At 70.9% G+C, this 25587-nt stretch carries 24 protein-coding genes; 12 read left to right on the top strand and 12 right to left on the bottom strand.

Annotated elements, in window-relative coordinates; all coding sequences use genetic code 11:
• Positions 1–50: 50 nt before the first annotated feature.
• Complete coding sequence (locus CP983_RS37835) at positions 51–500, top strand: MarR family winged helix-turn-helix transcriptional regulator (RefSeq protein WP_150504661.1); 450 nt, start codon at positions 51–53, stop codon at positions 498–500.
• Between the two features lie 95 nt (positions 501–595).
• Here CP983_RS37835 and CP983_RS37830 read toward each other — a convergent pair whose 3' ends face one another.
• The 3 genes from CP983_RS37830 to CP983_RS37820 form a co-directional block, all read right to left on the bottom strand.
• Positions 596–1963 carry a cation:dicarboxylate symporter family transporter gene (locus CP983_RS37830; protein ID WP_150504659.1) on the bottom strand — a complete coding sequence of 456 codons (1368 nt, stop codon included), beginning with the start codon at positions 1961–1963 and terminating at the stop codon, positions 596–598.
• 175 nt (positions 1964–2138) lie between these two features.
• The gene (locus CP983_RS37825) at positions 2139–3770 is read right to left on the bottom strand and encodes a peptide-N4-asparagine amidase (protein ID WP_229914842.1); all 1632 of its coding nucleotides are present in this window, start codon (positions 3768–3770) and stop codon (positions 2139–2141) included.
• Positions 3771–3821: 51 nt separating this feature from the next.
• Entirely contained in the window at positions 3822–4574 is a 753-nt protein-coding gene (locus CP983_RS37820) for a L,D-transpeptidase family protein (RefSeq protein WP_150504657.1), read from the bottom strand.
• A gap of 190 nt (positions 4575–4764) precedes the next feature.
• On the opposite strand from CP983_RS37820, the gene CP983_RS37815 reads away from it, so the two are divergent.
• The 4 genes from CP983_RS37815 to CP983_RS37800 all read left to right on the top strand — a co-directional run bounded on the left by CP983_RS37815 (position 4765) and on the right by CP983_RS37800 (position 10024).
• Positions 4765–6615, top strand: a complete 1851-nt coding sequence (locus CP983_RS37815) for an ABC transporter transmembrane domain-containing protein (RefSeq protein WP_150504655.1) — start codon at positions 4765–4767, stop codon at positions 6613–6615.
• Positions 6612–8399 (top strand): ABC transporter ATP-binding protein, encoded by a 1788-nt coding sequence (locus CP983_RS37810; protein WP_150504654.1) that lies wholly within the window; start codon positions 6612–6614, stop codon positions 8397–8399. Before CP983_RS37815 ends, CP983_RS37810 begins: the two co-directional genes overlap by 4 nt.
• Before the next feature lie 728 nt (positions 8400–9127).
• Positions 9128–9598 carry a DUF5709 domain-containing protein gene (locus tag CP983_RS37805; RefSeq protein WP_107911907.1) on the top strand — a complete coding sequence of 157 codons (471 nt, stop codon included), beginning with the start codon at positions 9128–9130 and terminating at the stop codon, positions 9596–9598.
• A 165-nt stretch (positions 9599–9763) separates the two neighbouring features.
• Positions 9764–10024 carry a type B 50S ribosomal protein L31 gene (locus CP983_RS37800; RefSeq protein ID WP_030962614.1) on the top strand — a complete coding sequence of 87 codons (261 nt, stop codon included), beginning with the start codon at positions 9764–9766 and terminating at the stop codon, positions 10022–10024.
• Positions 10025–10125: 101 nt separating this feature from the next.
• Here the strand turns inward: CP983_RS37800 and CP983_RS37795 are convergent, their stop codons facing one another.
• Complete coding sequence (locus CP983_RS37795) at positions 10126–10920, bottom strand: metal-dependent hydrolase (protein ID WP_107911909.1); 795 nt, start codon at positions 10918–10920, stop codon at positions 10126–10128.
• Between the two features lie 145 nt (positions 10921–11065).
• Between CP983_RS37795 and CP983_RS37790 the strand changes: the two genes are divergently transcribed.
• The gene (locus CP983_RS37790; protein ID WP_150504652.1) at positions 11066–13579 is read left to right on the top strand and encodes a DEAD/DEAH box helicase; all 2514 of its coding nucleotides are present in this window, start codon (positions 11066–11068) and stop codon (positions 13577–13579) included.
• 19 nt (positions 13580–13598) lie between these two features.
• Entirely contained in the window at positions 13599–14468 is an 870-nt protein-coding gene (locus tag CP983_RS37785; protein ID WP_150504650.1) for an acyl-CoA thioesterase, read from the top strand.
• Here CP983_RS37785 and CP983_RS37780 read toward each other — a convergent pair.
• Together CP983_RS37780 and CP983_RS37775 are read right to left on the bottom strand one after the other, a co-directional pair.
• Positions 14455–15378 (bottom strand): DUF6397 family protein, encoded by a 924-nt coding sequence (locus CP983_RS37780; RefSeq protein ID WP_150504648.1) that lies wholly within the window; start codon positions 15376–15378, stop codon positions 14455–14457. The two genes, CP983_RS37785 and CP983_RS37780, sit on opposite strands and share 14 nt — an antisense overlap.
• 126 nt (positions 15379–15504) lie before the next feature.
• Positions 15505–15918, bottom strand: coding sequence for a roadblock/LC7 domain-containing protein (locus CP983_RS37775; RefSeq protein WP_107911919.1), 414 nt, complete (start codon positions 15916–15918; stop codon positions 15505–15507).
• A 96-nt stretch (positions 15919–16014) separates the two neighbouring features.
• Here CP983_RS37775 and CP983_RS37770 point away from each other — a divergent pair, with 96 nt between their 5' ends.
• Positions 16015–16443 (top strand): PPOX class F420-dependent oxidoreductase, encoded by a 429-nt coding sequence (locus CP983_RS37770; protein ID WP_107911921.1) that lies wholly within the window; start codon positions 16015–16017, stop codon positions 16441–16443.
• A gap of 48 nt (positions 16444–16491) precedes the next feature.
• On the opposite strand, the gene CP983_RS37765 is transcribed toward CP983_RS37770, so the two are convergent.
• The 5 genes from CP983_RS37765 to CP983_RS37745 form a co-directional block, all read right to left on the bottom strand.
• Entirely contained in the window at positions 16492–17115 is a 624-nt protein-coding gene (locus tag CP983_RS37765; RefSeq protein ID WP_150504646.1) for a GTP-binding protein, read from the bottom strand.
• 230 nt (positions 17116–17345) lie between these two features.
• Positions 17346–17759: a DUF742 domain-containing protein gene (locus CP983_RS37760; RefSeq protein ID WP_125528010.1), complete on the bottom strand. Its 414-nt coding sequence runs from the start codon at positions 17757–17759 to the stop codon at positions 17346–17348.
• Between the two features lie 22 nt (positions 17760–17781).
• On the bottom strand, positions 17782–18219 hold the full coding sequence (locus CP983_RS37755) for a roadblock/LC7 domain-containing protein (RefSeq protein ID WP_150504644.1): 438 nt from the start codon (positions 18217–18219) through the stop codon (positions 17782–17784).
• Positions 18216–20762: a sensor histidine kinase gene (locus CP983_RS37750; protein WP_150504642.1), complete on the bottom strand. Its 2547-nt coding sequence runs from the start codon at positions 20760–20762 to the stop codon at positions 18216–18218. The genes CP983_RS37755 and CP983_RS37750 overlap by 4 nt, the downstream gene beginning before the upstream one ends.
• Before the next feature lie 63 nt (positions 20763–20825).
• On the bottom strand, positions 20826–21599 hold the full coding sequence (locus CP983_RS37745) for an MHYT domain-containing protein (RefSeq protein WP_150504640.1): 774 nt from the start codon (positions 21597–21599) through the stop codon (positions 20826–20828).
• 152 nt (positions 21600–21751) lie between these two features.
• On the opposite strand from CP983_RS37745, the gene CP983_RS37740 reads away from it, so the two are divergent.
• Complete coding sequence (locus tag CP983_RS37740; protein ID WP_150504638.1) at positions 21752–22351, top strand: class I SAM-dependent methyltransferase; 600 nt, start codon at positions 21752–21754, stop codon at positions 22349–22351.
• Between the two features lie 45 nt (positions 22352–22396).
• Here CP983_RS37740 and CP983_RS37735 read toward each other — a convergent pair whose 3' ends face one another.
• Positions 22397–23152, bottom strand: coding sequence for an alpha/beta fold hydrolase (locus CP983_RS37735; protein ID WP_150504636.1), 756 nt, complete (start codon positions 23150–23152; stop codon positions 22397–22399).
• Between the two features lie 129 nt (positions 23153–23281).
• On the opposite strand from CP983_RS37735, the gene CP983_RS37730 reads away from it, so the two are divergent.
• The 3 genes from CP983_RS37730 to CP983_RS37720 all read left to right on the top strand — a co-directional run bounded on the left by CP983_RS37730 (position 23282) and on the right by CP983_RS37720 (position 25433).
• Positions 23282–23806, top strand: a complete 525-nt coding sequence (locus CP983_RS37730) for a PadR family transcriptional regulator (RefSeq protein WP_150504635.1) — start codon at positions 23282–23284, stop codon at positions 23804–23806.
• 200 nt (positions 23807–24006) lie between these two features.
• A complete protein-coding gene (locus tag CP983_RS37725; RefSeq protein ID WP_107911935.1) occupies positions 24007–24303 on the top strand; it encodes a hypothetical protein in 297 nt (98 codons plus the stop codon).
• 137 nt (positions 24304–24440) lie between these two features.
• Complete coding sequence (locus tag CP983_RS37720) at positions 24441–25433, top strand: hypothetical protein (RefSeq protein WP_150504633.1); 993 nt, start codon at positions 24441–24443, stop codon at positions 25431–25433.
• The last annotated feature ends 154 nt before the right edge of the window (positions 25434–25587 follow it).

Below are 25587 nucleotides of genomic sequence, written 5' to 3'. Positions count from 1 at the left end.
CTCATTGTTACCTATACTCACAATGAACAAGGTCCTGATATTGTTCCCGCATGACCACCCCCGATCCCGACGGCCCGCTCGCCGAGCAGCTGCTGCGCTTCACCCGCCGGGTGCACCGGATCCAGAAAAGGCACCTCCATGATTGCGGCCTGGGTGTCACCCCGGCCCAGTCGCGCCTGCTGCGCACCCTCGCGCACTACGACTCGCCGCCCCGGATGGCCGACCTCGCCGAACGCCTCGAAGTGGTCCCCCGCGCGGTGACGACACTGGTCGACGGCCTGGAGGCGAGCGGAAAGGTCCGCCGCGCGCCGGACCCGACGAACCGCCGGGTGATCCGCATCGAACTCACCGAGGACGGCCGCAAGGCCCTTCGGGAGCTGCACGGCGCACGCCGATCGGCGGCCGAGGAGATCCTGGCGCCGCTAACGGAGGAACAGCGGGCGGTGCTGGGAGAGCTGCTGGACACCTTGATCGACGGGGGTGGGGGGCGGGGGTGCTGAGCGCCGCGTGAGCGGGAAAGGGCCGTGGCCGTCCCTCCCGCAGTACGGGAGGGACGGCCACGGCCCTTCGCGAAACCGCGTCCAGGTGGCGAACCTCAGCCGGTCTCTGCGGCCCTCTCCTTCTTGAGCTCCTGCGGCTGCTCGGTTTGCTCCTCGTCCTCCAGGTCGACCTGGATCTCGCCGTCGAGGACCTTCTTGGCCCGCTCCCGGTCCAGCGCTCCCTCCCAGCGGGCGACCGCGAAGACGGCGACGCAGTTGCCGAGGAGGTTGGTGACGACGCGCATCGAGTCCATGATGCGGTCCACGCCGAGCAGCAGGGCGACGGCGCCGGCCGGGATCGCGCCCGGCGAGGAGGCGGTGGCCGACAGGGCCAGGAAGGCCGAGCCGGGGATGCCCGCCATGCCCTTGCTGGTCAGCATCAGCACCAGGACGACGGTGATCTGCTGACCGAGGCTCAGGTCCACGCCCACGGCCTGGGCGATGAACAGCGTGCCGATGGAGAGGTAGAGCGAGGCGCCGTCGAGGTTGAAGGAGTAGCCCGTCGGCAGCACCAGACCCACGGCGTCGTCGCGGGCGCCGGCCTTGCGCAGCTTCTGCATCACCCGCGGCAGGACCGACTCGGTGGACGCGGTGCCGAGGGCGAGCAGCATCTCCTCACGGATGTAGCGCAGGAACTTCCACAGGCTGAGGCCGGTGACCGCCTTGAGGGCGAGGGCGAGCAGGCCGATGAACAGGGCGGCGGCCAGGTAGCACAGGACGATGAGCTTGCCGTAGGTCTCGATGACGCCCAGTCCGTAGTTGCCGATCAGGACGGCCATCGCGCCGAACACCGCGATCGGGGCCAGCCGCATCACGAAGCCGACGATCGCGAAGATGATCTCCTGGGCCTGTTCGATGGCGGGCAGCACCTGCGGCACCTTGGTGGGCCCGAGATGCAGCAGCGCCGCGCCCACCAGGCAGGCCAGGACGAGGACTTGGAGGAGGGAGTTCTCGGCGAAGGCGCCGATGAAGGAGGTGGGGACGGCCTCCAGCACGAACTCCGTCGTCGACGGCAGATGACCGCCGCCGGTCTTCGCGTCGACCGCCGAGGCGTCCAGCGTGGCGGGGTCGACGTTCATCCCCGACCCCGGTTGGACGACGTTGGCGGCGAGGAGGCCGATGACCAGCGCGAGCGTGCTCGCGACCTCGAACCAGATCAGGGCCTTGAGCCCGATCCGGCCGAACGCCTTCAGGTCACCGGCCTTGGCGATGCCGACGACGACCACACAGAACACCAGCGGCGAGATGATCGTCTTGATGAGCCGGATGAAACCGTCGCCGAACGGCTGGAGATCCGCGCCGAAGCCGGGCCACAGCTTCCCGACGACGATTCCGAGTACGAGCGCGCAGGCGACCTGCGCGAAGAGAGAGGTACGCAGTATGCGTGCGACGCGTCGCGGCAGGGACGGTACGGACGGCGGCACGGGCACTCCTTGGGGACGGCAGCACACAGAAGTCCCCTGGAACGGCCGGGACTTCTGCCATACGGAAAGCGCATTCCGTTCGGATCACTCTGCGGGTGATGTTGGTCCCGCACAAGACCGCCGTGTTGCATCCGCGTAAATCACGCCACGCGTGACGCGTCGCACGCACCCCGCCTCAGCAGCGGATTCGGTCCTCGGTGAGCACCCCCTGAACGCTCGTCAGAGAACGGTCGTGGCAGCCGTCCGAGCCGTATGCCCGATAGCGCTCGCTCGTCGTACCGACCGCGTGCCGTTGGTCGCGCGGCACGTTCAACGTCCAGGCGGCGTCGCCCGCGTAGGTGTCGTCGACCCGCGACCACCGCGTCCGGCGGCCGTCCTGGGTGGTCACGACGGCGGCACGGTCACCGAGGGTCAGCACGGTGCGCAGCCGGTCGTCCGCGCCGATGGCGATCGAGCCGTCCATCGTGTACGTCCGCCGGGTACGGGTCGTCTGGGCCGGCCCGCGTCCGTCGACGGTGACCGACTGCTCGTCCGTCCAGGTGGCGTCGAGGGCGTCCAGGTTCTCGCCGTCGGTCCAGCGGTGCGCGGAGTCGTTGGTGAGCGAGCGGCGCACGGTGGTCGCCACCCGGCCGTGCGAGGTGTCGACGTACCCGGCCACGGTCAGCCGATGACCACCCTTTGTGTCCACCCGGTGTTCCGAACCGGGCGTGTACGCCGAGGAGTTGGCGAGGTCACCGGCCCGGTGCACGGTGAGCCTGCCGGTGACGTGCGCGCGCTCGGCGTCCTGCCAGACGAGGACGTTCACGGGTGCGCTCCAGCCGCTCTGCCCCTCGGGGACGCCGACGACGGAGACCTCGACGCGGTGCGGACGGCCGTCGTTGAGCAGGCCGGCGAAGGGCGTGAGGTCGTACTCGATCGGCTTGACGTCGAAGGCGCGTGGCCCCGGCATGACGTACCAGAGGAAGGGGTTGGACCAGCCGCCGGTCCACACGTGCGGGAACGGCGCGGCGATTCCGGCGAGTTGACCGTCGACCCTGATCTGCACCTCGCGGTACGGTCCGCCGGCCGCCTTGCAGGAGTAGGGCGCCGGGTCGGGAGCCGCCAGGTACCAGAACTCCTCGCAGCCGCCGCCGGAGCCGGTGGCGTACACCTCGGCGACGATGCGTTCGCTGTTGCGCGGGGTGGTCAGCGTGCCGTCCCGGAGGGTGAGGACTCGGTCGGGGTTCGCGGCCGGGCGGCCTGCGTAGAACGTCAGCGTGACCTTGACGTCGATGACACCGGTGTACGTGTCGTCGACGACGTTCCCGATGAGCATCTCGACGTCCCGGTCGCCGCGGAAGGTGTCGCCGTACCGCGTGACGTCCTTCTCCACGGACCATTCGATGCCGTCGGGCGACGGTTCCGGAGTCGACGTACGGAAGATCTCGACCCCACCGACGTGCAGATAGCCGAGTCGGTCGTACTGGCGTCCCTTGACCTTGCCGTCCATCCGCAGCACGACCTTGCTCCAGCGGTCGCCGCAGCCGTCGGGGGGCGAGTAAGTGCCCTTGTACGGGGTGAAGTCGCGGAACTGCGCCTCGGCGACGGTGACTTGGCAGGACTTTCCGGCAGGCCTGGTCACGGGCGGGGCGGCGGTTACGGGGTCGTGCCAGTCGGTGCCGAACTCGGCGGGGACGTGGGCCGGTTGGGCCGTCTCTAGGGCTGCGGGTCCGCCGGATTCGGCCGCCGGGGCCGGGCCCGCTCCGAGGAGGGTGCTCGCCAGGAGGGTTGCCCCCGCGAGCATGGACATGACGATCCGTCTCTTCATGGGCGGTGTTCTACGGGGAGTCGGGCACCCGCCGCAATGACGCCTTCCCCGTCAGCGTGCGGCCTTCAGGTGCGCCCTGTCCCCCATCACCACCACGGGACGCAGGTCCGGATCGAGCGTGCGCAGCAGATACTCCATCCCCGATTCGGACAGACTCACGCAGGCCGACGTGCCACTGCCGTGATCCATGTGCAGCCAGATGCTTCCACCGCGGTCGTCTCCCTCGGGGCGGGTGGGGTCGTTGGGCGGGGTGCCCTTGACGCGGTTGTAGTCGATGGCGATGACGTAGTCGAAGTCGTGCCAGTGCGACTTGGCCCACCAGCGCGGCGCCGCGAAGGCCGCCGACCTGGTGTACGGCAGCCTGGCCCCGGGGTCCTTCAGTACGCCGCCCGCGTCGCTGAGCGTGAACACACCGACGGGGCTGCGCTTGTCGTCCTCGCGGTGGTCGGTGGTCCAGCCCTTCTTGCCGTTGTGCGCGGTCCAGGCGCGGACGCGGTCCCAGTCGGTGCCGTGCTTCGTGTAGAGCACGACGGTGGAGTCCGCGGAGTCCTCGCCGTCGCCGTAGACCGCCACGACCTGGCGGGAGTCGGCGGGGATGCGTCGCTGCCAGTGGTCGCCGACGCCCGGGATGCGCGTCGGATCGGTCGTCTCGGCCGATCGTCTGGGCGCCGAATTGCCGACATCTCTGCCGGCACCGTCACGCGCCCCGTCCCGAGCGCCGCCGCACGCCGTCAGGGTTGCCGCCAGCAGGGTTCCGAGGGCCGCCGTCGCCACCGTCGCGCGCCATGTTCCGCCGTTCCGCATCGGTCCATGGTCGCACCGCGTCCGGCGTGGGGGCCGGAACTGAGCGGCCCGTTGGAAAACCGTTTGCGTCCGGCGACGCCACGACGCGAACCTGTCACGGTTTGCTGCCGCCGTGCGCTGCCCGTTCCGCGCAACGGCCGTCGATCAACCCCATCCCTCCCCCCTCACTGACACGAGCCACTGGGACGTCATGCAGATTCAAGACCTTCCGTACCCCGACCCGGGTGTGCCGGACGCCCGCTCAGGTCCCCGATTCCTGTGGTGGCTCTTCAGGAACCAGCTGGACGGCCAGCTCAAGGCCCTGGCCTGGGGACTGTTGCACTTCCTCTCCGTCTCCGCGCTGCCGTTCTGCGTCGGCGTCGCCGTACAGGCCGTCGTCGACCGTTCGGGCAAACAGCTCGCTCTCGCGGGCGGCCTCCTCGCCCTGTGCTGCGCCGGCAACGCGATCGGCGAGACCTTCCTGCACCGCACCGCCGTCACCAACTGGATCACGGCCGCCGCCCGCGTCCAGCAGGTCCTGGCCCGCAAGACCGCGCAACTGGGCTCGGCCCTGACCCGGCGCGTCGCGGCCGGCGAGGTCGTGGCCGTCTCCACGGGTGACGTCGAGAAGATCGGCTGGTTCGTCGAGGCCTGGTCCCGGTTCACCGCGGCGGCCGTCACCATCGTGGTCGTCTGCGTCGGCCTCGTCGTCTACCAGCCCGAGCTGGGCACGGTCGTCGCAGTGGGCCTGCCGCTACTGGCGATCGCCGTACTGCCCCTGCTGCCGCGTGCCACCCGACGGGCCGACGTCCAGCGCGAGAAGGCGGGCCGCGCCACCGAGCTCGCCTCCGACACCGTCGCCGGCCTGCGCGTCCTGCGCGGCATCGGCGGCGAGGAACTCTTCCTCGACCGCTACCGCGGCGCCTCCCAGGAGGTACGCCACGCAGCCGTGCGCAGCGCCCGCATGTGGTCCCTGATCTCCGCGATCCAGGTGCTGATGCCGGGCCTGCTGCTGATCGCGGTGGTCTGGTACGGCGTCCACCTCGCCCGCCAGGGCAAGGTGAGCATCGGCGAACTGGTCACCGTCTACAGCTCGATCATGATCCTCACCTACCCGCTGCGGCACTTCGAGGAGATCGCCATGGCGTACTCCTTCTCCCGGCCCTCGGCCCGGCGCGCCGCCCGCGTGCTGTCGCTGGAGCGGGCCACCGACACCGGCGGGTCGCGCGACGGGGCGGAGGTGCCGTCCGGCGATCTGTACGACCCGGCCACGGGACTGCTCGCGCCCACGGGACGGCTCACCGCCGTGGTGTGCGGCGACCCCGACGCGGCGGGGCGGCTGGCCGAACGGCTCGGCGGACACCCCTCCGAGGAAAGCACCTCGGTGCTGCTCGGCGGCGTCCCGCTGGACGAGTTGCCGCTCGACAACGCCCGCACGGCCGTCCTCGTGCAGGACAAGGACCCGGTACTGCTCTCCGGCACCTTGCGCGAACTGCTCGACGTGCCCAGGTCCGGCGACGTCCGCCCCGAGGACGCCCTCGCGGCCGCGCAGTGCGAGGACGTCCTGGCCGCACTGGTCCAGGGTTCGCTCGACGCCGAAGACCCGATGGACGCCCGGATCACCGAGCGCGGCCGGTCGCTGTCCGGCGGGCAGCGCCAGCGCCTCGCGCTCGCGCGGTCGCTGATCACGGACCCGGGCGTGCTCGTCCTGGACGAGCCGACCTCGGCCGTCGACTCCCACACGGAGGCCCGCATCGCGCACGGCGTGCGCAAGCTGCGGGCCGGGCGCACGACCGTGGTCTTCACCTCCTCGCCCCTGCTCCTGGACCGCGCGGACCGGGTCGTCCTGATCCACGACGGCGAGGTCGCGGCGGTCGGCCTGCACCGCGAACTGGTGCACGCCGAGCCCCGGTACCGGGCCGTGGTGACCCGGGAGACGGAGGAAGAGGCGGCGGAGACGAAGACCGCTCGCGGCGACGGACCGGCCGGTGACCAACCGGTCAAGGCGTCCTCGCTCGAAGAAGTACTCAAGGAACTGGAAGAGATCGAGGAGTCGGCATGATCGGCGTTGCGCCACCGGAGTTCGACCCGGCGGCCCCGACGACGGCGAACACCCTGCCGGTCGGCGCCCCCACGACCGTACGCGCCTACGTGGTGGAGCTGTTCCAACGGCACCGCCGCGCCTTCCTGCTGCTCGTCACCGTCAACACGGTCGCCGTGCTGGCGTCGATGGCGGGACCCTGGCTGCTCGGCGGCCTGGTCGAGCGGGTCTCGGACGGAGCCCCCGAACGCGAACTCCATCTGGAGCTCACCGTCGGCCTGTTCGTGGCCGCGCTCGTCGTACAGGCCGTGTTCGTACGGCAGGTGCGGCTGCGCGGGGCGATGCTCGGCGAGCGGATGCTGGCCGATCTGCGCGAGGACTTCCTCGTACGGTCGGTCGGACTGCCGCCCGGCGTCCTGGAGCGCGCCGGGACGGGCGACCTGCTGTCCCGGATCACGACGGACATCGACCGGCTGGCCAACGCCATGCGCGAGGCCGTGCCACAGCTCGCGATCGGCGTGGTGTGGGCGGCCCTGCTGCTGGGCGGGCTGATCATCACCGCGCCACCGCTCGCCGCCGCGGTGCTGCTCGCCGTGCCGCTGCTGGTGATCGGCTGCCGCTGGTACTTCAAGCGGGCGCCCGCCGCCTACCGCTCGGAGGCCGCCGGGTACGCCTCGGTGGCCGCCGCTCTCGCCGAGACCGTGGACGCCGGGCACACCGTCGAGGCCCACCGCCTCGGCGCCCGCCGGGTCGAACTGTCGGACCTGCGGGTCCAGCAGTGGACCGCGTGGGAGCGGTACACGCTCTGGCTGCGGTCCGTGCTCTTCCCGATCATCAACGTCACCCATGTGACCGTCCTCGCCTCCGTCCTCATGATCGGCGGTGTCTTCGTCCTCCAGGGCTGGATCGGCGTCGGTCAGCTGACGACCGGCGCGCTGATCGCGCAGATGCTGGTAGACCCGGTGGGCCTGATCCTGCGCTGGTACGACGAGCTCCAGGTGGCCCAGGTGTCGCTGGCCCGGCTGGTCGGGGTCCGGGACATCGAGCCGGACGCCGGGGACACCGAGCTGGCGCCCGCCGGCCGTGACGTGCACGCCGACCGGGTGCACTTCGGCTACCTGGAGGGCGTGGACGTGCTGCGCAAGGTCTCCCTGGAGGTCGCGCCCGGCACCCGGCTGGCCCTGGTCGGCCCGTCCGGCGCCGGCAAGTCCACGCTGGGCAGGCTGCTCGCCGGCATCTACGCGCCCCGCGACGGCCGGATCACCCTCGGCGGGGCCGAACTGTCCCGGATGACCGCCGAGCGCGTCCGCTCCCATGTCGCCCTGGTCAACCAGGAGCACCACGTGTTCGTGGGCTCCCTGCGCGACAACCTGCTCCTGGCCCGCACCGACGCGGCCGACGCCGAGCTGTGGGCGGCACTGGGCGCGGTCGACGCCGACGCGTGGGCGCGTGCGCTCGACGAGGGCCTCGACACCGAGGTCGGCTCGGGCGGCTTCGCGCTCACCCCTGCCCAGGCACAGCAGATCGCCCTGGCCCGCCTGGTGCTGGCCGACCCGCACACGCTGGTCCTGGACGAAGCGACGTCCCTTCTCGACCCACGCGCCGCCCGCCACCTGGAACGCTCCCTCGCCCGCGTCCTCGACGGCCGCACGGTCGTCGCCATCGCCCACCGCCTCCACACCGCCCATGACGCGGACGTCATCGCCGTCGTGGAGAACGGCCGGATCAGCGAGCTGGGCAGCCACGAGGAACTGGTCGCGGCGAACGGTGCGTACGCGGCGCTGTGGCGGTCCTGGCATGGGTGAGTGGGGGTGAGGGCGGGGGTGCCGGGGTCGGCGGGCGTCGGTTGGGGTCTTGGTGAGTGGTGGCGGTAGGGGGTGCTGGTGGGTGATGGCGGCCGGGGTCCTGGTGGGTGGTGGTGGCAGGGGGTCCTGGTGAGTGGTGGCGGGCTGTGGCCGGGGCGGCGTGGAGGCGGCGGGTCCGGCTGCCGGGGCCGGCTGCGGTCGTGGCCAGGCCGGTGTCTGCCACGACCTGAGCCGCGTCGGCCGGCTGAGGCCGTGCCGGGCTGGCGTCCGCCGTGACCCGGGCACTGTCGGGCGGCTGAGGTCGTGGCCAGGCCGACGTCGGTCATGACCAGGGCCATGTCGGCCGACTGCGGCCGTACCAGGCCAGCGTCCGCCCTGACCAGGCAGCATCGGCCGATTGCGGTCGTAGCGAGGCTGGCGTCCCCCGTGACCTGGGCAGCGTCGGCCCTCGCCAGGCCGGGGCATCCGTGTCCGGCGGACCGAACCTCGCCCCGCCGCCTCCGCCCGGCATGACCGCACGGAACGAGCCCGGATGCATCCGGACTGGTCGCCTCTGCCCGTGCCGTTGCGCCGGGGCGAAAAGGGGTGGAAGGCTGGATAGCGGCACCGGTTCGGGGAGCACCCGGGAACCTCTCGGTTCGCGCCGGGTGCGGCCTGTGCCCCGCGCCGCGACGGCCCGTCGCTCGCCGCGGTGGGTTCAGGCCCGTCCGCACCACCTGGAGGTACCCGTGAACAGCGCCGAGGGATGGGGTGACGACGTCTACCAGCCCGACGCTTCCGATCAGCGTGAGGACACGGGGCTGCTGGACGCGGAGGACACCCTGGAGAACGACGGCGTCGACGACCCCCTGGACCGTGGCTGGTCCCCACCGGACCGACCATGGGCCGTGGAGCACTCCGGTGTCACGGCCGCCGAACGCCACGAGGGCGAGACCCTCGACCAACGCCTTGCCGAGGAGATGCCGGACCTTGCCACGCCCGACGGCGACGGCATGGGTGACGCGGAGGGCACCGACGGGGAACTCCTCGACAACGAGGTCGGCGCCCTGCGCTCCGGTCGCCTCGTGGCACCCGACGAGGGCGCCCACGAGGACGACGAGAGCGCGCTCGTCGCGACGGACGTGGGCATCGACGGCGCGGCGGCGTCCGCCGAGGAGGCCGCCATGCACATCGTCGACGAGGACTCCCTGTCCGGCTGACGGAGGCGGTACCCGTGGCACCGGAGCCTGCGACGCCGGCCCGCTCCGTCCCGCGGTCCCCGCGATCGCGGTGGCCGCCCCATCGGCTTCGCCCGCAACCCCACCGGCTTCATCCGTCGCCCCCAGGCCGTCGGCCCCGCCGATCCCGCCACCCGAGGAGCTCGCATGCAGCAGGACAAGCACCCCGACTACCACGCGGTCGTCTTCCGTGACCGCGCCGCAGGCTACGCCTTCCTGACCCGGTCCACCGCGACCAGCGACCAGACCATCGAGTGGGACGACGGCGCGACCTACCCGGTCGTGGACGTCGAGATCTCCTCGGAGAGTCACCCCTTCTACACAGGCAAGGCCAGAACGGTGGACTCCGAGGGCCGAGTCGCCGCCTTCGAGCGGCGCTACGGCGGTGGTACGGGAGAAGCCGGCTGATCCTGCCGGGAGGTGGGTGAGCACGCCGGAAGCCGGGGACGTGCGGCTGTCCGGTTGCGCGGGCGGGTCACCGCGATGGTGCCGCCCACGCCGCCGCCCGCTCAGATCACGTTGAGCGCCGCCGCGCAGCCCACTCCGCCGAGCAGCATGAACACCGGCATCAGCACCTTGAGCTCGACCCAGCTGCCGGCCCGGAACCGCATGACCTTGGGCGGCCCAAGCGGGTACCAGCGCTTGCGGCCCACCGGGATCGGCCACAGGATCGGGCAGCCGGACACCGTCAGCGCGTCCCCGATGTCGTGCACCAGCGCGCCCAGCACGATGGGCAGCCCCAGCCACAGATACTCCTGGCCGGGCGCCGTGAACAGCCAGTCCGAACCGTTGCCCGGCTTGTCCAGCACGCCCGCGAGGATCCACGCGCTGGTCGCCGCCAGCAGCCAGACCAGGACGTCGCTGCTGGAACCCCGGGCCGCCCGCCACAGCAGACCCTCGATCGCCAGCACCATGTGCACGAAGAGGATCGCCAGCACCGCCCAGCGGCCACCGGTGATCGCCAGCGCCGAGGTGCCGCCGCCGATCATGACCGCCCACAGCCAGGTGTGCGTGAGCGTGCGATGCCCACCGGAGCGACGCGGATCGCCCTGCTTCTTCGTCGCCTTGTAGACGGCGTACGACAGCTTGTCGACGATCTCGCACAGCCAGCGCGACACCGGACCGAAGGACCGCGAGATCGTGGCCGCCTTGTGGTCGAGATCCGGGGCGAGTGCGGCTCCGGCGCAGATCAGCGCGCCGGCGAGCAGCACGGGCCAGGGCATTCCGTGCCCGGCCGCGGTGGCGGCCGCTCCGACCCCGAGCCAGGCGGCGGCGCCCGACAGTGAGTGTGCTGGTCCCATCATGGCCGTTGCCCGCCCCATTCCTCGTGTGCCGCTGTCCAGTTGACCGGGATCGCTGACTTGTCGTCGGCGACACAGCGTAGCGTTCGCGATCTTCGACCTCGCAGCCGATTCCCCGATGAGGCAGGAGGGCAGGCAAGATGGGTGGGTGACCCTCATCGATCAGCTGCCGCCGACCGCCGACCCCGACGCCCTCTACGAAGCCTTCGAGTCGTGGGCCGAGGAGCGTGGGCTCACCCTCTATCCCCACCAGGAGGAGGCGCTGATCGAGGTGGTCTCCGGCGCGAACGTGATCGTGTCGACGCCGACCGGCTCCGGCAAGAGCATGATCGCTGCGGGCGCCCACTTTGCCGCGCTGGCCCGGGACGAGGTCACCTTCTACACCGCGCCGATCAAGGCGCTCGTGTCGGAGAAGTTCTTCGAGCTGTGCAAGATCTTCGGCACCGAGAACGTCGGCATGCTCACCGGCGACGCTTCGGTCAACGCCGACGCCCCCGTCATCTGCTGCACCGCCGAGGTGCTCGCGTCGATCGCGCTGCGCGACGGCAAGCAGGCGGACGTCGGCCAGGTCGTCATGGACGAGTTCCACTTCTACGCCGAGGGCGACCGGGGCTGGGCCTGGCAGATCCCGATCCTGGAGCTGCCGCAGGCGCAGTTCATCCTGATGTCGGCCACGCTCGGCGACGTCTCGATGTTCGAGCAGGACCTCACCCGCCGCACCGGCCGCCCGACGTCGGTGGTCCGCTCGGCGACCCGCCCCGTCCCGCTCTCCTACGAGTACCGGTTCACCCCGCTCACCGAGACGCTGACGGAGCTGCTGGACACCAAGCAGGCGCCGGTCTACATCGTGCACTTCACGCAGGCGCAGGCCGTGGAGCGGGCGCAGGCGCTGATGAGCATCAACATGTGCTCGCGCGAGGAGAAGGAGCAAATCGCCGAGCTGATCGGCAACTTCCGCTTCACCACCAAGTTCGGCCGCAACCTGTCCCGTTACGTCCGGCACGGCATCGGTGTCCATCACGCCGGCATGCTGCCGAAGTACCGGCGTCTGGTGGAGAAGCTCGCGCAGGCCGGTCTGCTGAAGGTCATCTGCGGCACGGACACGCTCGGCGTGGGTGTCAACGTCCCCATTCGCACAGTGCTGTTCACGGCCCTGACCAAGTACGACGGCAACCGTGTCCGCACGCTGCGCGCCCGTGAGTTCCACCAGATCGCCGGCCGCGCCGGGCGGGCGGGCTTCGACACGGCGGGCTTCGTCGTGGCGCAGGCGCCCGAGCACGTCATCGAGAACGAGAAGGCGCTCGCCAAGGCCGGCGACGACCCGAAGAAGCGCCGCAAGGTCGTCCGCAAGAAGGCACCAGAGGGCTTCGTCGCCTGGACGGAGAACACCTTCGAGAAGCTCATCGCCTCCGAGCCGGAGCCGCTGACGTCCCGTTTCCGGGTGACGCACACCATGCTGCTGTCGGTCATCGCCCGGCCGGGCAACGCCTTCGAGGCGATGCGGCACCTGCTGGAGGACAACCACGAGCCCCGCAAACAGCAGCTGCGGCACATCCGGCGCGCGATCGCGATCTACCGCTCGCTGCTGGACGGCGGCATCGTGGAGAAGCTCGACGAGCCGGACGCGACCGGACGCATCGCCCGTCTCACCGTCGACCTCCAGCAGGACTTCGCGCTCAACCAGCCGCTGTCCACCTTCGCGTTGGCCGCGTTCGAGCTGCTGGACCCGGAGTCGCCGTCGTACGCCCTCGACATGGTGTCCGTCGTCGAGTCCACGCTGGACGACCCGCGGCAGATCCTGGTCGCCCAGCTGAACAAGGCGAAGGGCGAGGCCGTCGCCGCGATGAAGGCGGACGGCGTCGAGTACGAGGAGCGCATGGAGCGCCTCCAGGACATCAGCTACCCGAAGCCCCTGGAGGAGCTGCTCTTCCACGCGTACAACACGTACCGCAAGAGCCACCCCTGGGTCGGCGACCACCCGCTGTCGCCGAAGTCCGTGATCCGGGACATGTACGAACGGGCGCTGTCCTTCACTGAGTTGGTGTCCGTCTACGAGCTGGCCCGCACCGAGGGCATCGTGTTGCGCTACCTCGCCAGCGCCTACAAGACCCTCGATCACAACATCCCCGACGACCTCAAGTCCGAGGACCTCCAGGACCTGATCGAGTGGCTCGGCGAGATGGTGCGCCAGGTCGACTCCAGCCTGCTGGACGAGTGGGAACAGCTCGCCAACCCGGAGGAGATGACCGCGGAGGAGGCCCAGGAGAAGGCCGACGAGGTCAAGCCGGTCACGACCAACGCGCGCGCCTTCCGCGTCCTCGTCCGCAACGCCTTGTTCCGTCGTGTCGAGCTCGCCGCCCTCGACCAGGTCGAGGAGCTGGGCGAGATGGACGCCGACGCGGGCTGGGACGCCGACGCCTGGGGCGAGGCGATGGACAAGTACTGGGACGAGTACGAGGACCTCGGCACCGGTCCTGACGCCCGCGGTCCGAAGCTCCTGGTGATCGAGGAGGAGCCGGCGAACCGTCTGTGGCGGGTCCGCCAGATCTTCGACGACCCGAACGGCGACCACGACTGGGGCATCAGCGCGGAGATCGACCTCACCGCTTCCGACGGGGAGGGCCGTGCCGTGGTCCGCGTCACCGACGTAGGCCAGCTGTGAGCACAGGAGACTTCCGCGCATGACGACCAACCCGGCCGAGAGGCTCGTCGACCTGCTCGACCTGGAGCAGATCGAGGTCAACATCTTCCGCGGCCGCAGCCCGCACGAGTCCCTGCAAAGGGTCTTCGGCGGCCAGGTGGCCGGCCAGGCGCTGGTCGCCGCTGCCCGCACCACGGAGGGCGACCGGCCCGTGCACTCGCTGCACGCGTACTTCCTGCGGCCTGGGCGGCCTGGCGTGCCGATCGTGTACCAGGTGGAACGGGTGCGGGACGGCAGGTCGTTCACGACCCGCCGGGTCACCGCCGTGCAGCAGGGGCGCACGATCTTCAATCTCACCGCCTCCTTTCACAAGCCTGAACAGGGGAGCTTCGAGCACCAGCTGCCGCCGGCCCGCAAGGTCCCGGACCCGGAGTCGCTGCCGACGGTCAGTGACGAGATCCGGCAGCATCTGGGCACGCTTCCGGAGCAGTTGGAGCGGATGGCCCGGCGGCAGCCCTTCGACATCCGTTATGTCGACCGGCTGCGCTGGACCGCGGAGGAGGTCAAGGACGCCGAGCCGCGCAGTGCGGTGTGGATGCGCGCGGTCGGGCCGCTGGGGGACGACCCCGTAGTGCACACCTGCGCGCTGACCTACGCCAGCGACATGACCCTCCTGGACGCCGTGCGGATCCCCGTCGAACCCCTGTGGGGCCCGCGGAGCTTCGACATCGCGTCGCTGGACCACGCCATGTGGTTCCACCGGCCGTTCCGTGCGGACGAGTGGTTCCTGTACGACCAGGAGTCTCCGATCGCCACCGGCGGACGGGGTCTCGCCCGCGGGCGGATCTACGACCTGGAGGGGCGCCTTCTGGTGTCCGTCGTCCAGGAGGGACTGTTCAGGGCGTTGTAGTCCGAGGAGTTCTGCGCCGGAGCCAGCTCAGCAGGCCGCGGGCCGGTTCCGGCTCCTCGGGTCGGCGCTGCGATCCGATGTGTTCGGGATGCGTCGGCGCGGTGGCCCGCTCGGCACTGGGACGGGGTGCCGGCCGCAGTGCCCGGGCATGCGCCAGAACCTCCGTCAGGTCTGCCCGCAGCAGGCCGATCTCGTCCGGGTCGTCGGCCGTCATGATCCTCTCGGCGATGAGGGAGGACGGCGAACCCGGGGTTCCGGATGCGGGTGGGCCCGGGCGGAAGCGGTTCACATGCGAGCGTTCATAGGGATCGGGGACGATCTCCGCGATCTGGACCGGATCGAGGAAGGCGGCCAGCGCACCGGCGCTCCCCCACGGGTCGTCGGCCTGGCGCAGCAGGAAGCCGCGGTGGCGTCCTCGCCAGTTGCGCGGACGCAGGTCCACACCCGCGTCCAGCATGCCGCGCAGTCCTTCGGGCATCCGGCGGTCGTTCAGCAGCGAGGCGTTCTTCTCGTCTGCGGCGAACCGCTTCAACTCCTCGGCCAGATACAGCCAGACCACGGCCCGATACCGGTTGAGGTAGAACTTCACCGGCACCACCAGGCCCAGGCGGGCGAGGCGCGTGAACCTGCCGGCGGAGACGTCCATGACGTCCGCACCCTCCGTCGTGCCGACGATCTGCACTCGGTCCAGCAGGGAGTCGGGGAAGCCGTCGCCCGAACTCACCCGGTCGATCTCGGACCGTGGGACGCGCCGGCCTCCGCCTCCCTCATCGGGCGCGGTCCGGATGATCCCGAGCTGGACGGCGAGCTCCAGCTCCCCTCGCTTCAGGCCCAGTTCCCTGGCCGCGCGGCTCAGCGTGCAGGCGGCCGAGTTGTGCGGGTGCGTGGCCGTGACAGTGTTGCCCGACATGGTCGATCTCCCCCGTGGAGTCAGTGGCTCACGCTCCGTGCGCTCGCCGTGACAAAACCGTAGCCCGTCCGCCAGATCTCGTGGCGAGCCTGTGGATAACTCCACGGGGGACGACGAATCAGCAGGTCAGAGGTCTTTCAGCGGTGCCCGTTCGGGCTGTCGGGATTCGACGTCCAGGTGCTCGCCGACGCGATTGACGAGCAGGGTCATCTCATAGGCGATCTGGCCGATGTCGGCCTCCGCGCCGCTGAGCACGCACAGACAACTGCCGGTGCCGGCCGCGGTCACGAACAGCACGGCGTCGTCGAACTCGACCATCGTCTGACGGACTCTGCCCGCGCCGAAGTGCCGTCCCGATCCCTTGGCCAGGCTGTGCAGCCCGGACGAGACGGCGGCGAGGTGCTCGGCGTCCTCGCGCCGCAGACCCGTACTCGCACCGGTCACCAGACCGTCGTTCGACAGCACCAGCGCGTGTCGCACATGTTCGACACGTTTCGTCAGATCCTCCAGCAGCCAATCGAGGCCCTGGTTCTGCGCCATGATCCGGTCTCCCCGTGTAGATGTCTCCCCCTGCACCGGAGGATCTCTTTGCCACCCTTCCCGACGATCCGGCCCTCGGGCAAGGAGGATGTGGGCATGGCGAAGAAGATGACCGATGAGGAATGGCGCGCGTTCGTCTCGCACGGCACGCGCACCGCGAAACTGTCGACCGTGCGGGCCGACGGAAGTCCGCATGTGACGCCGATCTGGTTCGTGCTCGACGGCGACGAGCTGGTGTTCAACACCGGCAGCTCGAGCGTGAAGGGCCGCAATCTGGTCCGGGACGGCCGGGTGGCGCTGTGTGTGGACGACGACCGGCCGCCGTACTCCTTCGTGGTGATCCAGGGCCGCGCCCGGGTCTCCGAGGACCTCGACGAGCTGAGGCACTGGGCGAGCCGCATCGGGGCGCGCTACATGGGTGAGGAGCGCGCCGAGGAGTTCGGGAACCGCAACGGCGTGCCGGGGGAACTCCTCGTCCGCGTCACGATCGACAAGGTGCTGGCGGAGCAGGACGTCGCCGACTGACGGCGCGGCGAGGACCGGTCGGGACTCGCCGCAGGCGTGTCGAGGCGGTCAGCTGACGGAGTTGAGCAGCCGGGCGGTGTGCATCCGCCCGGCGTACTCGACGAGTCGGATGAGCACTTCCTTCCCCGAGTCGCGGTCCCGGGCGTCACAGAGCACGACCGGGGTCCCGCGGTCCAGGTCGAGGGCGCGTGAGACGTCGTGGGTGCCGTAGGTCCGGGCGCCCGAGAAGCAGTTGACGGCCACGACGAACGGGATGTGCCGGTGCTCGAAGAAGTCCACGGCGGGGAAGCAGTCCTCCAGGCGCCGGGTGTCGGCAAGGACGACCGCGCCTAGGGCTCCCTGCGCCAGTTCGTCCCACAGGAACCAGAAGCGGTCCTGCCCCGGGGTGCCGAAGAGGTACAGCGACAGACCTGAGCGGATGGTGATGCGCCCGAAGTCCATGGCGACGGTCGTGGTGACCTTCCGGTCCACGCCGCCGGTGTCGTCCACCAGCTGACCGGCCTGGCTGAGCATCTCCTCGGTGCGCAGCGGCCTGATCTCACTGACCGCGCCCACCAGGGTGGTCTTGCCCACGCCGAATCCGCCGGCCACAAGTATCTTGAGCGCAAGGGCGGTCGTGTCGTCGTCGGAGGCGTCGGATTGCACGTAGTCCTCGGAGTGCTCGGAGACCATCGATCACTTCTCTCGGGAGTACCGGCATCGGTCGACGTGGCTGTGCGAAGCCGATCCGTCGCTGTGCGAAGTCAGCATCATGACAACTGAGCCTGCCTCTCGCAGGGTTGGACCGCTTTTTCCCCGATGTGACCGCCTCGTTCCCGTTCGATGCCCGTACGGGTGCACGAGTGGCGTCACACGGGAACGGCTCGTTCCGAAATCTCCGCCGTCGGGCACTGCCATCGCGTCTACAGCGCTCGCAGTCCCTCGATCACCTCGCGCAGGATCCGTTCGTCGGGTAGCTGCGCGGGCGGTACCGGGCGGCTGACGGTGACACGGCCCCGCTCCATGAGGTCACCGAGGAGCACCCTGACGACGCCCACGGGGAGGTCGGCTCCCGCGGCGAGTTCGGCGACCGACTGCGTCTCGGGCCGACACAGTTCGATGAGGGTCCGGTGTTCCGGCCCGAGCATGGCGTCGTCGTCGGTACCGCGCGCGGTGCCGGCCAGCGTGACGAGGGCGATCAGGTCGAAACGCACCCCGGTGGGGCCGGGCCTGGTGCGTCCGCCCGTCATGGCGTACGGGCGGACCAGGGGCCCTGCCTCGCCGTCGTACCACTGGCTGCCCTGCTCGGTCCGGGCGCCTGTCGTGTCGTCGGTCATCTCGCCGGACCGCCCTTCCGGCTCATCGCGCGGCAGGCGGTCGCGCGGCGGCTCGTGGAGGCGTGTAGAGATGCTCGCCGACCCGCTTGACCAGGCGTGCCATCTCGTACGCCACGAGTCCGATGTCGGCGGTCACGGCGCTGAGCACGGCGATGGACGACCCGTCGCCCGCAGCTGCGACGAACAGGAAGGCGTCGTCCATCTCCACCATGGTCTGGCGGACTCCGCCCGCGCCGAAGTGCCGGCCCGCGCCCTTGGCCAGGCTGTGGAAGCCGGAGGCGACCGCGGCGAGATGCTCGGCGTCCTCGCGACGCAGGTCGGTGGACGCGCCGACGGCGAGTCCGTCGTTGGACAGCACCACGGCGTGCCGCACCTCGCTCACGCGTAGCACCAAGTCGTCCAGCAGCCAGTCGAGTTCGCCGGACCGCTGCGCGGCTCTCATGCTCGGATCCTGGATCATGCGGGGTCTCCTTCACTGCTGCTGTCGCCGCGCGGGGCGTTTTCGGGTTCGCCGCCGCGACCGGGCTGTCTGCCACCGCCGCGAGCCCAGCCGTCGCGGTAGGCCACCATGCGGTCCCTGACAAGTTCGGGGGTTCGCCGGTCGTCGTCGAGGACGGTCGCGCCCTGCTGCTCCGCGGAACGTCCCCCGCGCAACTGAGGGGCGAGGTTGGCCTGGCGCACTCGGCGCGGGAGGTTGTCGGAGGCTTCGGAGTCCTGGGGTGGCCGGTGCAGTCTCAAGGTGGTGACTCCGGGGGGTGCGGTGTGGTTCCTGGTCTCCGTCTCAGCCGGCGTGGCCGTCGCAGCGGTGCCGGCCGTCGCGGAAGCCGCCAGCGCCGGCCGGTCGGCGCTGGCGTGGACGGGTTCCTGGTGCCGCTCGGGAGCGGGCACACGCGCGTGCTCGGGTTCCGCCGGCCGCCGGGCGTCCACCGCCGCGTCGGGGGAACGTTCCGCCGGGCCGCTGTGCAGCAGGGCGGTGGGCAGCAGGACGACGGCGGTGGTCCCGCCGTAGGGCGAGGTGCGCAGGTGCACCTTGATGCCGTGCCGGGCTGCGAGCCTGCTGACCACGAAGAGGCCGAGGCGGTCGCTGTCGAACAGGTCGAGCGCCTCGGACTGTTCGATGCGCCGGTTGGCCTCCGCGAGGGTCTCCTTGCCCATGCCGAGCCCGCGGTCCTCGACCTCGACGGCGTATCCATTGCCGACGGGCTCGCCGATGATGCGCACGCGCGTGTGGGGAGGCGAGAACTGGGCGGCGTTCTCGACGAGCTCGGCCAGCAGGTGGGTGACGTCGGCGACGGCCGCGCCGACGACGGCGGTCTCGGGGAGCTGACGTACCTCCACGCGCGCGTAGTCCTCGACTTCGGAGACGGCCGCGCGCACCACGTCGGTCAGGGAGACAGGCGTCCGCCAGGCCCGGCCGGGTGCCGCTCCGGAGAGGATGATCAGGCTCTCGGCGTGCCGTCGCATACGGGTGGTGAGGTGGTCGAGCCGGAACAGGTCGCTGAGTTCGTTCGGGTCGTCGGAGCGGCGTTCCATGCTGTCCAGCAGGCTGAGTTGGCGGTGCACGAGCACCTGGCTGCGGCGGGCGAGGTTGACGAAGACCCCGGAGATGCCGCTGGCGAGCTCGGCGCGCTCCACGGCGGCTCGGAGGGCGGCTCGGTGGACGGTGCCGAGGGCCTCTCCGACCTGCCCGGCCTCGTCCTCGGCGGGCGGTCCGGGCGGTGCCTCGGCGCGGATGTCGATCTCCTCGCCGGCGCGCAGCTTCCGCATGGCCTCGGGGAGTTTGCGCCGGGCGATCTCCAGGGCGCTGTTGCGCAGGCTCACCAGCTCGACGACGAGGCCGCGGCCGATGCGTACGGAGATCACGAGCGAGGCTGCCACGGCGACCAGGCCGAGCAGCACGGCGGCGCCGGCCGGCGTGAGCAGCCCGCGGGCGAACGGGTCGGCGCGCTCGGCGACATCGCGCCCGGCGTCCCGCTCGATCCCCCGCATCGCGCCCTGCACGCGTGCGTGCGCCCTGTTCCAGGCGGCGTCCGTCGCCGCGTCGACCGCCCCCGTCCCGAGGACACCGTCCTCGACGGCCGCCAGGGTCGCGTAGTCGCGGCCTGCGGCGAGGCTCTGCCAGGCCGCGCTCTCCAGGCCGCGCAGGTCCGCGACGGCGGACTCGGTGAGCGTGCGGCGGGTGTCGACGGCTCCGGTGAACAGCCGCAGCCTCTCTCCGTCGAGGCGTCCGGCGAGGTGTGCGCTGTCCAGCAGGACATCCTCCCGGGCCAAGGCCTCACCCGCGCGGGCGAATTCGAGCAGCACGCGCGCGTCCGAGCCGAGTTCGGCGTCCTGGATGCCGGTGAGCGCGCCGTCGACGGCGAACGCGGTGGAGATGGTCGTGGTGTACCGCCCGTAGACCTCTTCCCAGCCCGAGCGGCGGTCGAGCGCGGCCTTCCGTACGGCATTCAGCTGCTCGGCGCCGCTGACGAAGACCTCCAGTCGCCCGGCCACTCCGGCGGGGAACTCTCCGCTGTCGGCGACGGTGTCGCGGTTGCCGAGCCGCAGCCGTGCGACTGCCTCGTCCGTGTCCAGCGCGCGTTTCCTCAGCTCGTCCCGGCGTCCGGTGGACGGGTCGGTCGCGTAGCGCACGGCGGCCGCGCGTTCGGTCTGCAGGGCGGTCACGGCGTCGGCGACGGGGGCCCTGATCTCGGAGTCGACCAGTTGCAACTGGCGCAGCCAGGCGACGTCCTGCGCGGTGGTGACGGTGGCGTAGCCCCACAGGGCCAGCAGCGAGACGACGGGCACCATCAGCAGACAGATGATCTTGGCGCGGACGGTGCGCGGACGTATTCGCCAGCCTTGCGCGTGCGTGGAGGGGGCGGACGGTTCGTCCTGCGGTCCGGCCGGGGCCTGTTCCGGCCTCTCGTCGGCCGGCGGTCCGGCGTGGGCGCGGCGGCCGCGCACCGGCGGTGTGGACGGCGTCTCGGCGCCGGCTGCGGTGGTCCTACGGGGTGTGCGCATGGCCTCCTCGCTCTGAAGTGGTTCGGGGGCGTGCTTCCCGGGCCCTCGCCGGCCCGGATCCGGCTAGCCGGCAGCGCTCTCGGCTGACCGTTGGGCGGAGGCGGACGCCTCGCGCTCCCCGGTCGCGGGTGACAGCGCGACGAAGGCGGACGTCAGGAAGAGGTAGGACCCGAGGCCGACGGCGAGGGGGAAGATGAACTGCATCGCCGTGGCCCCGGGCAGGACCTCGTCGGACGGTGTGACGTCGACGCCGACCGCGAACATGCCGGTGTAGTGCATGCTGCTGACCGCGGCGCCCATGATCAACGAGGCGATGGTGACGGCGACGGGCGACTTAATGTTGAGCGCAGCCCATAGAGCCGCTGTCGCCGCGACGACGGCGATCAGTACGGAGAGCCCGACGAGCAGCGGGTCGTAGCTGACGTCGCCGTGGAGTCGTACGGCCGCCATGCCCAGGTAGTGCATGCTCGCGACGCCGAGCCCGGTGGTGAGCCCGCCCAGGAAGAGCGCGCGGGTACGGTCCCGGCTGTAGCCGACGGCGAAGACGCCGGCACAGACGACGAGCATGGCGACGAGCAGGCTCAGGATGGTGAGCGGCACGTCGTAGCGGATGTCGGTGCCGCTGACGCTGAACCCCAGCATGGCCACGAAGTGCATGGTCCAGATGCCGGTGCCGATGGCGGAGGCGGCAGTGACGAGCCAGTTGCGGCGCGAGCGGCCGGTGGCGCCGAGCGCTCGGACGGTGCAGCGCAGGCCGAGCGCGGCGCCGGTGCAGGCCATCGCGTACGACAGCACGGGAGTGAGCCAGCCGAGGGCTGCATGGTCCAGGTGTCCCATGGCCCCGGGACGCTAGACCCAGCAAGGGCGCGCGAAGGGGGCGCATTTCGAAAGCTGTTGGAATATGGCGCGGAGATGCACCGGAACGACCGCGTCACGCTCGAACGTGCGCACAGCGGCGTCATCCGCGCCAGTGAGGGATCATGCGGAGCATGAGCGACGACCACACACATGTGCAGGAGTTCTTCAGCGCCCGCGCCGCCGACTGGGACAGCCGGTTCCCCGACGACGGGCCCGCCTACGCGGCCGCGGTCGCCGAACTCGGGCTGCGCGAGGGCGCTCGCGTGCTCGACGCGGGCTGCGGCACCGGACGCGCCCTGCCACCCTTGCGTGACGCCGTGGGGCCCTCGGGAGTGGTCCTGGGTGCCGATCTGACCCCGGCCATGCTGGAAGCCGCCGCACGGGCAGGACGCGACGCGGACGGACAGTTGCTGCTCGCCGACGTGGCCGCACTGCCGGTGCGGTCGGAGTCCCTCGACGCGGTGTTCGCGGCCGGCCTCATCGCGCATCTGCCCAACCCTGCCGAGAACTTGCGGGAACTGGCCCGCGTGGTGCGCCCCGACGGCACGCTCGCGCTCTTCCACCCGATCGGCAGGGCGGCGCTCGCGGCACGCCAGGGCCGCCAGATCACGCCGGAGGACCTGCGCGCCGAGCCCAACCTCGGCCCGCTGCTGGCCGGTTCGGGGTGGCGCATGACGTCGTACGTCGACGAGGACGACCGGTTTCTGGCACTGGCCGTACGGGGAGCGTGACGGATCGGGCTTGGGCGACGGCCGGGACGGAGGCCGCGCAATGACTCACGCCTGCCCGGCGACGGCCGCCGCGAAGGCGTCGGGGTTGTCGAACATGACGTTGTGACCGGCGCCGGGCACGGTCACCACGCGTACGCCTGCCGCCTCCAAGACTTCCCTGCCCGGGAGTTCGCCGCTGAGCTCGCCCTGTAGGTAGACGCGTTCCACCGACAGCCCTTCGAGGATGTCGCGCATGATCGGCACGGAGCCACGCCTCAGTCCGACGGCGCTGCGGTGCAGGGCGCGCGGGTCGGCGAGCCGCATGGTCGCCGCCCACAGGGGGCCGACCGCTTCCAGCACGCGCGCGTACTCGCCGTCGACGAAGTCGTCCTCACCGTGGGCCGTGATCCAGGCGCTCCCCGCGGCGGGCGGGGGCGAGGCATCGAGATTGGCCTCGGTGAGGACCAGCCGGGAGACGAGGTCGGGCCGGCGACCGGCGAGCACGATGGCCACGGAACCGCCCATGCTGTGCGCGATCAGCTCGGCATCGCTCACCCCTGCCGAGTCCAGGGCCGCCGCCAGAGCAACGGCGTGATCCTCCAGGGTGTAGCCGAAGTCGGCCGGCCGGTCGCTGATGCCGTGCCCGGGCAGGTCGACGAACAGGCTCCGCCGGCCCGCCAGTTCGGGCCTCGTCGCGATGTGGGCGTGGTACACGGAGGAAACCGAGCCCAGTCCGTGCACGTACACGCGCGCAGGTTCCGCTCCCGGCGACTCCGTCCAGCGGATACAGCCGCCCTTGCGGTCGAAGTCGGCCTGCTTCATGGCGCCCCCTTGGTGTCGTGGTCGGCATACGACTATATACATCGGACCCGATGTATAAATGATTCGAGGTATGAAAGCTTCGAGGTACCCGGACTCGGATGTACAGCGGATCCGGGCCACAATGTGGGCATGCTTGAGCTCGCCATCCTCGGCTTCCTCTACGACAACCCGCTCCACGGCTACGAGCTGCGCAAACGCATCGCAGCGCTGACCGGGCACGTGAAGCCGGTCGCCGAGAGCACGCTGTACCCCGCGATCAAGCGGCTGGAGAAGGCGGGCCTGCTCGCCCGGACCATGGAGCCCGGCTCAGTGGCCGCCCCGCGTCATGTACTGACGCTGACCGAGGACGGCCGCCGGGAACTGCGTCGTCGGCTGGCCGAACCCGACCCTCGCGACATCAGCGACGAGAACCGCTGGTTCACGGTGCTCGCGTTCCTGCGCCACCTGGAGGACGCAGGCGCCCAGTCCGCCGTACTACGGCGCAGGCTGGCCTTCCTGGAAGAGCCCGCGAGCTTCTTCTACGACGGCGACCGACCTCTGCGCGCCGAGGAACTGGACGACCCCTTCCGGCGCGGCCTTCTGACCATCGCTCGGGCCACGTCCCGGGCCGAGCTCACCTGGCTGCGCGAAACGATCGCCTCACTCGACGGCTGAGCGTGCGACTGGCAGCAGAGGCACGAGGGAGCGCATGAGCCCGGAGTGACCGCCAGGCGAACGCCCGCGTGCGGCTTTCGAGCCACTGCGAGCCCTTCACGGCGTCGTCCCCCTTATGCCGCCGTGACTCCAACTCTACGTTGAATAACATGAGATGAACGATCTACGTTGGCACCACAATGAGGGGGAAGGTGGTCAATATGTGGGGCAGGGTGCGCAAGTCGTGGGAGGGATTCCTGCATTCCCTTCGCGCGAAACCGGACACGGGCCAGGACAGGCACCCGCACAATCTGTTCGAGGCCGCTGCCGTCTATGTGTCGGCCTGTGCGGAGGACGACCAGGATCAGATCGACGAGGCGGCCGGCTGGGTGTCCCCGGAGGCTCTGTCGTTCGGGGTGAACGAGCTGGCGTGCCGTGCCGTCATCGCGCTCGCCCGGGAGCGCGACGAGTCACCGCAGACCGTGGCCCGGTCCCTCCTCGGGCTCCCGGCAGCCTGACGACGTTGGCAAAATCACGGTCGTTTCGCCCTGTCCGGCCGGAAAACTGCAGCTCCGGGTGTGCATGGGAGTCGTGACAAGCGGCTTCCGGGCGGAATAGGGTGCGCGCCGATGGACGAACCGATGGGGAGGCTGGGATGGCCGGGACGGACGAAGAGGCCGTCGCCGCCGCGGACGATGCGCTGTACGTGCTCACGGCGGTGCTACTGACGCCGGCGAAGTTCCCGAGCGTGCTGGGCGACGACTATCCGGAGGCCTGCGCGGCGCTCGGCATGGCGCCGCTCGCCGACGGCTATGGCCTGGTCCTTGGCCAGGACGGCGACGGCGCCCGATGGACCGTCGTCATCGACGACGTCTCCCTGGTCGCCGTCGCCATCGCATCCTGGGACTGCGGCATGGAGTACGACCTGTCGCCCGACGAACGTACGGTCGTCGCCGCTCTGCCCGGCTGGCCGCTGGCCGTGGCCGTCGCCGCGCCGAACGTGCCTCCGCCGCACGATCCCGAGCCCGAGATCGCGGACGGTCCGGCCCTGACCCCGCCGGACACGAGCGTGTGGGGCCCGGCCCAGCGACGCCTTGGCGCCGACGAGATCGCGCTGCAATGGGCGACCTGGCGGGAGCAGATCGACGACACCGAGTTCGCCACGCCGGGCGGGGCATCGGCTGGCGCGTCGGGGGCGGGCGAATCGTCGGAGCCCGACGATTCGTCGGTGCCGGCGGAGGGTGCGTCGACAGCGGACGCCGGTGAGGCCGGGGACGAGGGCTCGGATACGAACGTGGCGTCGGACTCGAGTGCAAGCGCGGGTGCCGACCAGCCCACGAACGCCGAGCAGGGCGAGCCCAGCGAGAGCGGGCAGGGCGGCCACAGCGGCATCCTGCGAGTCCTCGCGGAGGCACGCGCCTACGTCGAGTCCCCGCCGCCCCTCGGCCGCGTCCGGTCGTCCTTCGCACCGGGCGACGCACGGACCCTGCGCGCGGACGGCCCCGGCTGGTCGCTCGTCGCCAGGACGGACGACATCGCGTTCGTGCTCCTGGACGACGAACCTGGCGAGGTCCTGCCCGTGGGCCGTGGACCGGAGCTGCCCGGGCTCCTGGAAGCGCTCGACAAGATGGCCGTACGCCCGCTCTGAGTCCATGCGCGGGGCGACGCACCGGCGTGCTCGCCCCGCCAACACCGTCGCCCCCCTCCAGCACCCCTGTCCCGAGACCCCACCTGACAGCCGCGTTCCATGTGGGCCCAACCCATGGCTGGCGCGGAGCCGGACACGCACGATGAGGCAGCTT

The organism is Streptomyces chartreusis (assembly GCF_008704715.1).
GTDB lineage: Bacteria > Actinomycetota > Actinomycetes > Streptomycetales > Streptomycetaceae > Streptomyces > Streptomyces chartreusis.
The sequence above is the reverse complement of the archived record's forward strand: the minus strand, read 5'-3'. Positions and strand labels throughout refer to the sequence as shown.

Coding starts and splice junctions, on each gene's coding strand:
- CP983_RS37835 (WP_150504661.1), top strand. CDS start 51: ATGACCACCCCCGATCCCGACGGCCCGCTCGCCGAGCAGCTGCTGCGC.
- CP983_RS37825 (WP_229914842.1), bottom strand. CDS start 3,770: ATGAAGAGACGGATCGTCATGTCCATGCTCGCGGGGGCAACCCTCCTG.
- CP983_RS37820 (WP_150504657.1), bottom strand. CDS start 4,574: ATGCGGAACGGCGGAACATGGCGCGCGACGGTGGCGACGGCGGCCCTC.
- CP983_RS37815 (WP_150504655.1), top strand. CDS start 4,765: ATGCAGATTCAAGACCTTCCGTACCCCGACCCGGGTGTGCCGGACGCC.
- CP983_RS37810 (WP_150504654.1), top strand. CDS start 6,612: ATGATCGGCGTTGCGCCACCGGAGTTCGACCCGGCGGCCCCGACGACG.
- CP983_RS37800 (WP_030962614.1), top strand. CDS start 9,764: ATGCAGCAGGACAAGCACCCCGACTACCACGCGGTCGTCTTCCGTGAC.
- CP983_RS37795 (WP_107911909.1), bottom strand. CDS start 10,920: ATGATGGGACCAGCACACTCACTGTCGGGCGCCGCCGCCTGGCTCGGG.
- CP983_RS37785 (WP_150504650.1), top strand. CDS start 13,599: ATGACGACCAACCCGGCCGAGAGGCTCGTCGACCTGCTCGACCTGGAG.
- CP983_RS37780 (WP_150504648.1), bottom strand. CDS start 15,378: ATGTCGGGCAACACTGTCACGGCCACGCACCCGCACAACTCGGCCGCC.
- CP983_RS37775 (WP_107911919.1), bottom strand. CDS start 15,918: ATGGCGCAGAACCAGGGCCTCGATTGGCTGCTGGAGGATCTGACGAAA.
- CP983_RS37770 (WP_107911921.1), top strand. CDS start 16,015: ATGGCGAAGAAGATGACCGATGAGGAATGGCGCGCGTTCGTCTCGCAC.
- CP983_RS37765 (WP_150504646.1), bottom strand. CDS start 17,115: ATGGTCTCCGAGCACTCCGAGGACTACGTGCAATCCGACGCCTCCGAC.
- CP983_RS37760 (WP_125528010.1), bottom strand. CDS start 17,759: ATGACCGACGACACGACAGGCGCCCGGACCGAGCAGGGCAGCCAGTGG.
- CP983_RS37755 (WP_150504644.1), bottom strand. CDS start 18,219: ATGATCCAGGATCCGAGCATGAGAGCCGCGCAGCGGTCCGGCGAACTC.
- CP983_RS37750 (WP_150504642.1), bottom strand. CDS start 20,762: ATGCGCACACCCCGTAGGACCACCGCAGCCGGCGCCGAGACGCCGTCC.
- CP983_RS37745 (WP_150504640.1), bottom strand. CDS start 21,599: ATGGGACACCTGGACCATGCAGCCCTCGGCTGGCTCACTCCCGTGCTG.
- CP983_RS37740 (WP_150504638.1), top strand. CDS start 21,752: ATGAGCGACGACCACACACATGTGCAGGAGTTCTTCAGCGCCCGCGCC.
- CP983_RS37735 (WP_150504636.1), bottom strand. CDS start 23,152: ATGAAGCAGGCCGACTTCGACCGCAAGGGCGGCTGTATCCGCTGGACG.
- CP983_RS37730 (WP_150504635.1), top strand. CDS start 23,282: ATGCTTGAGCTCGCCATCCTCGGCTTCCTCTACGACAACCCGCTCCAC.
- CP983_RS37725 (WP_107911935.1), top strand. CDS start 24,007: ATGTGGGGCAGGGTGCGCAAGTCGTGGGAGGGATTCCTGCATTCCCTT.
- CP983_RS37720 (WP_150504633.1), top strand. CDS start 24,441: ATGGCCGGGACGGACGAAGAGGCCGTCGCCGCCGCGGACGATGCGCTG.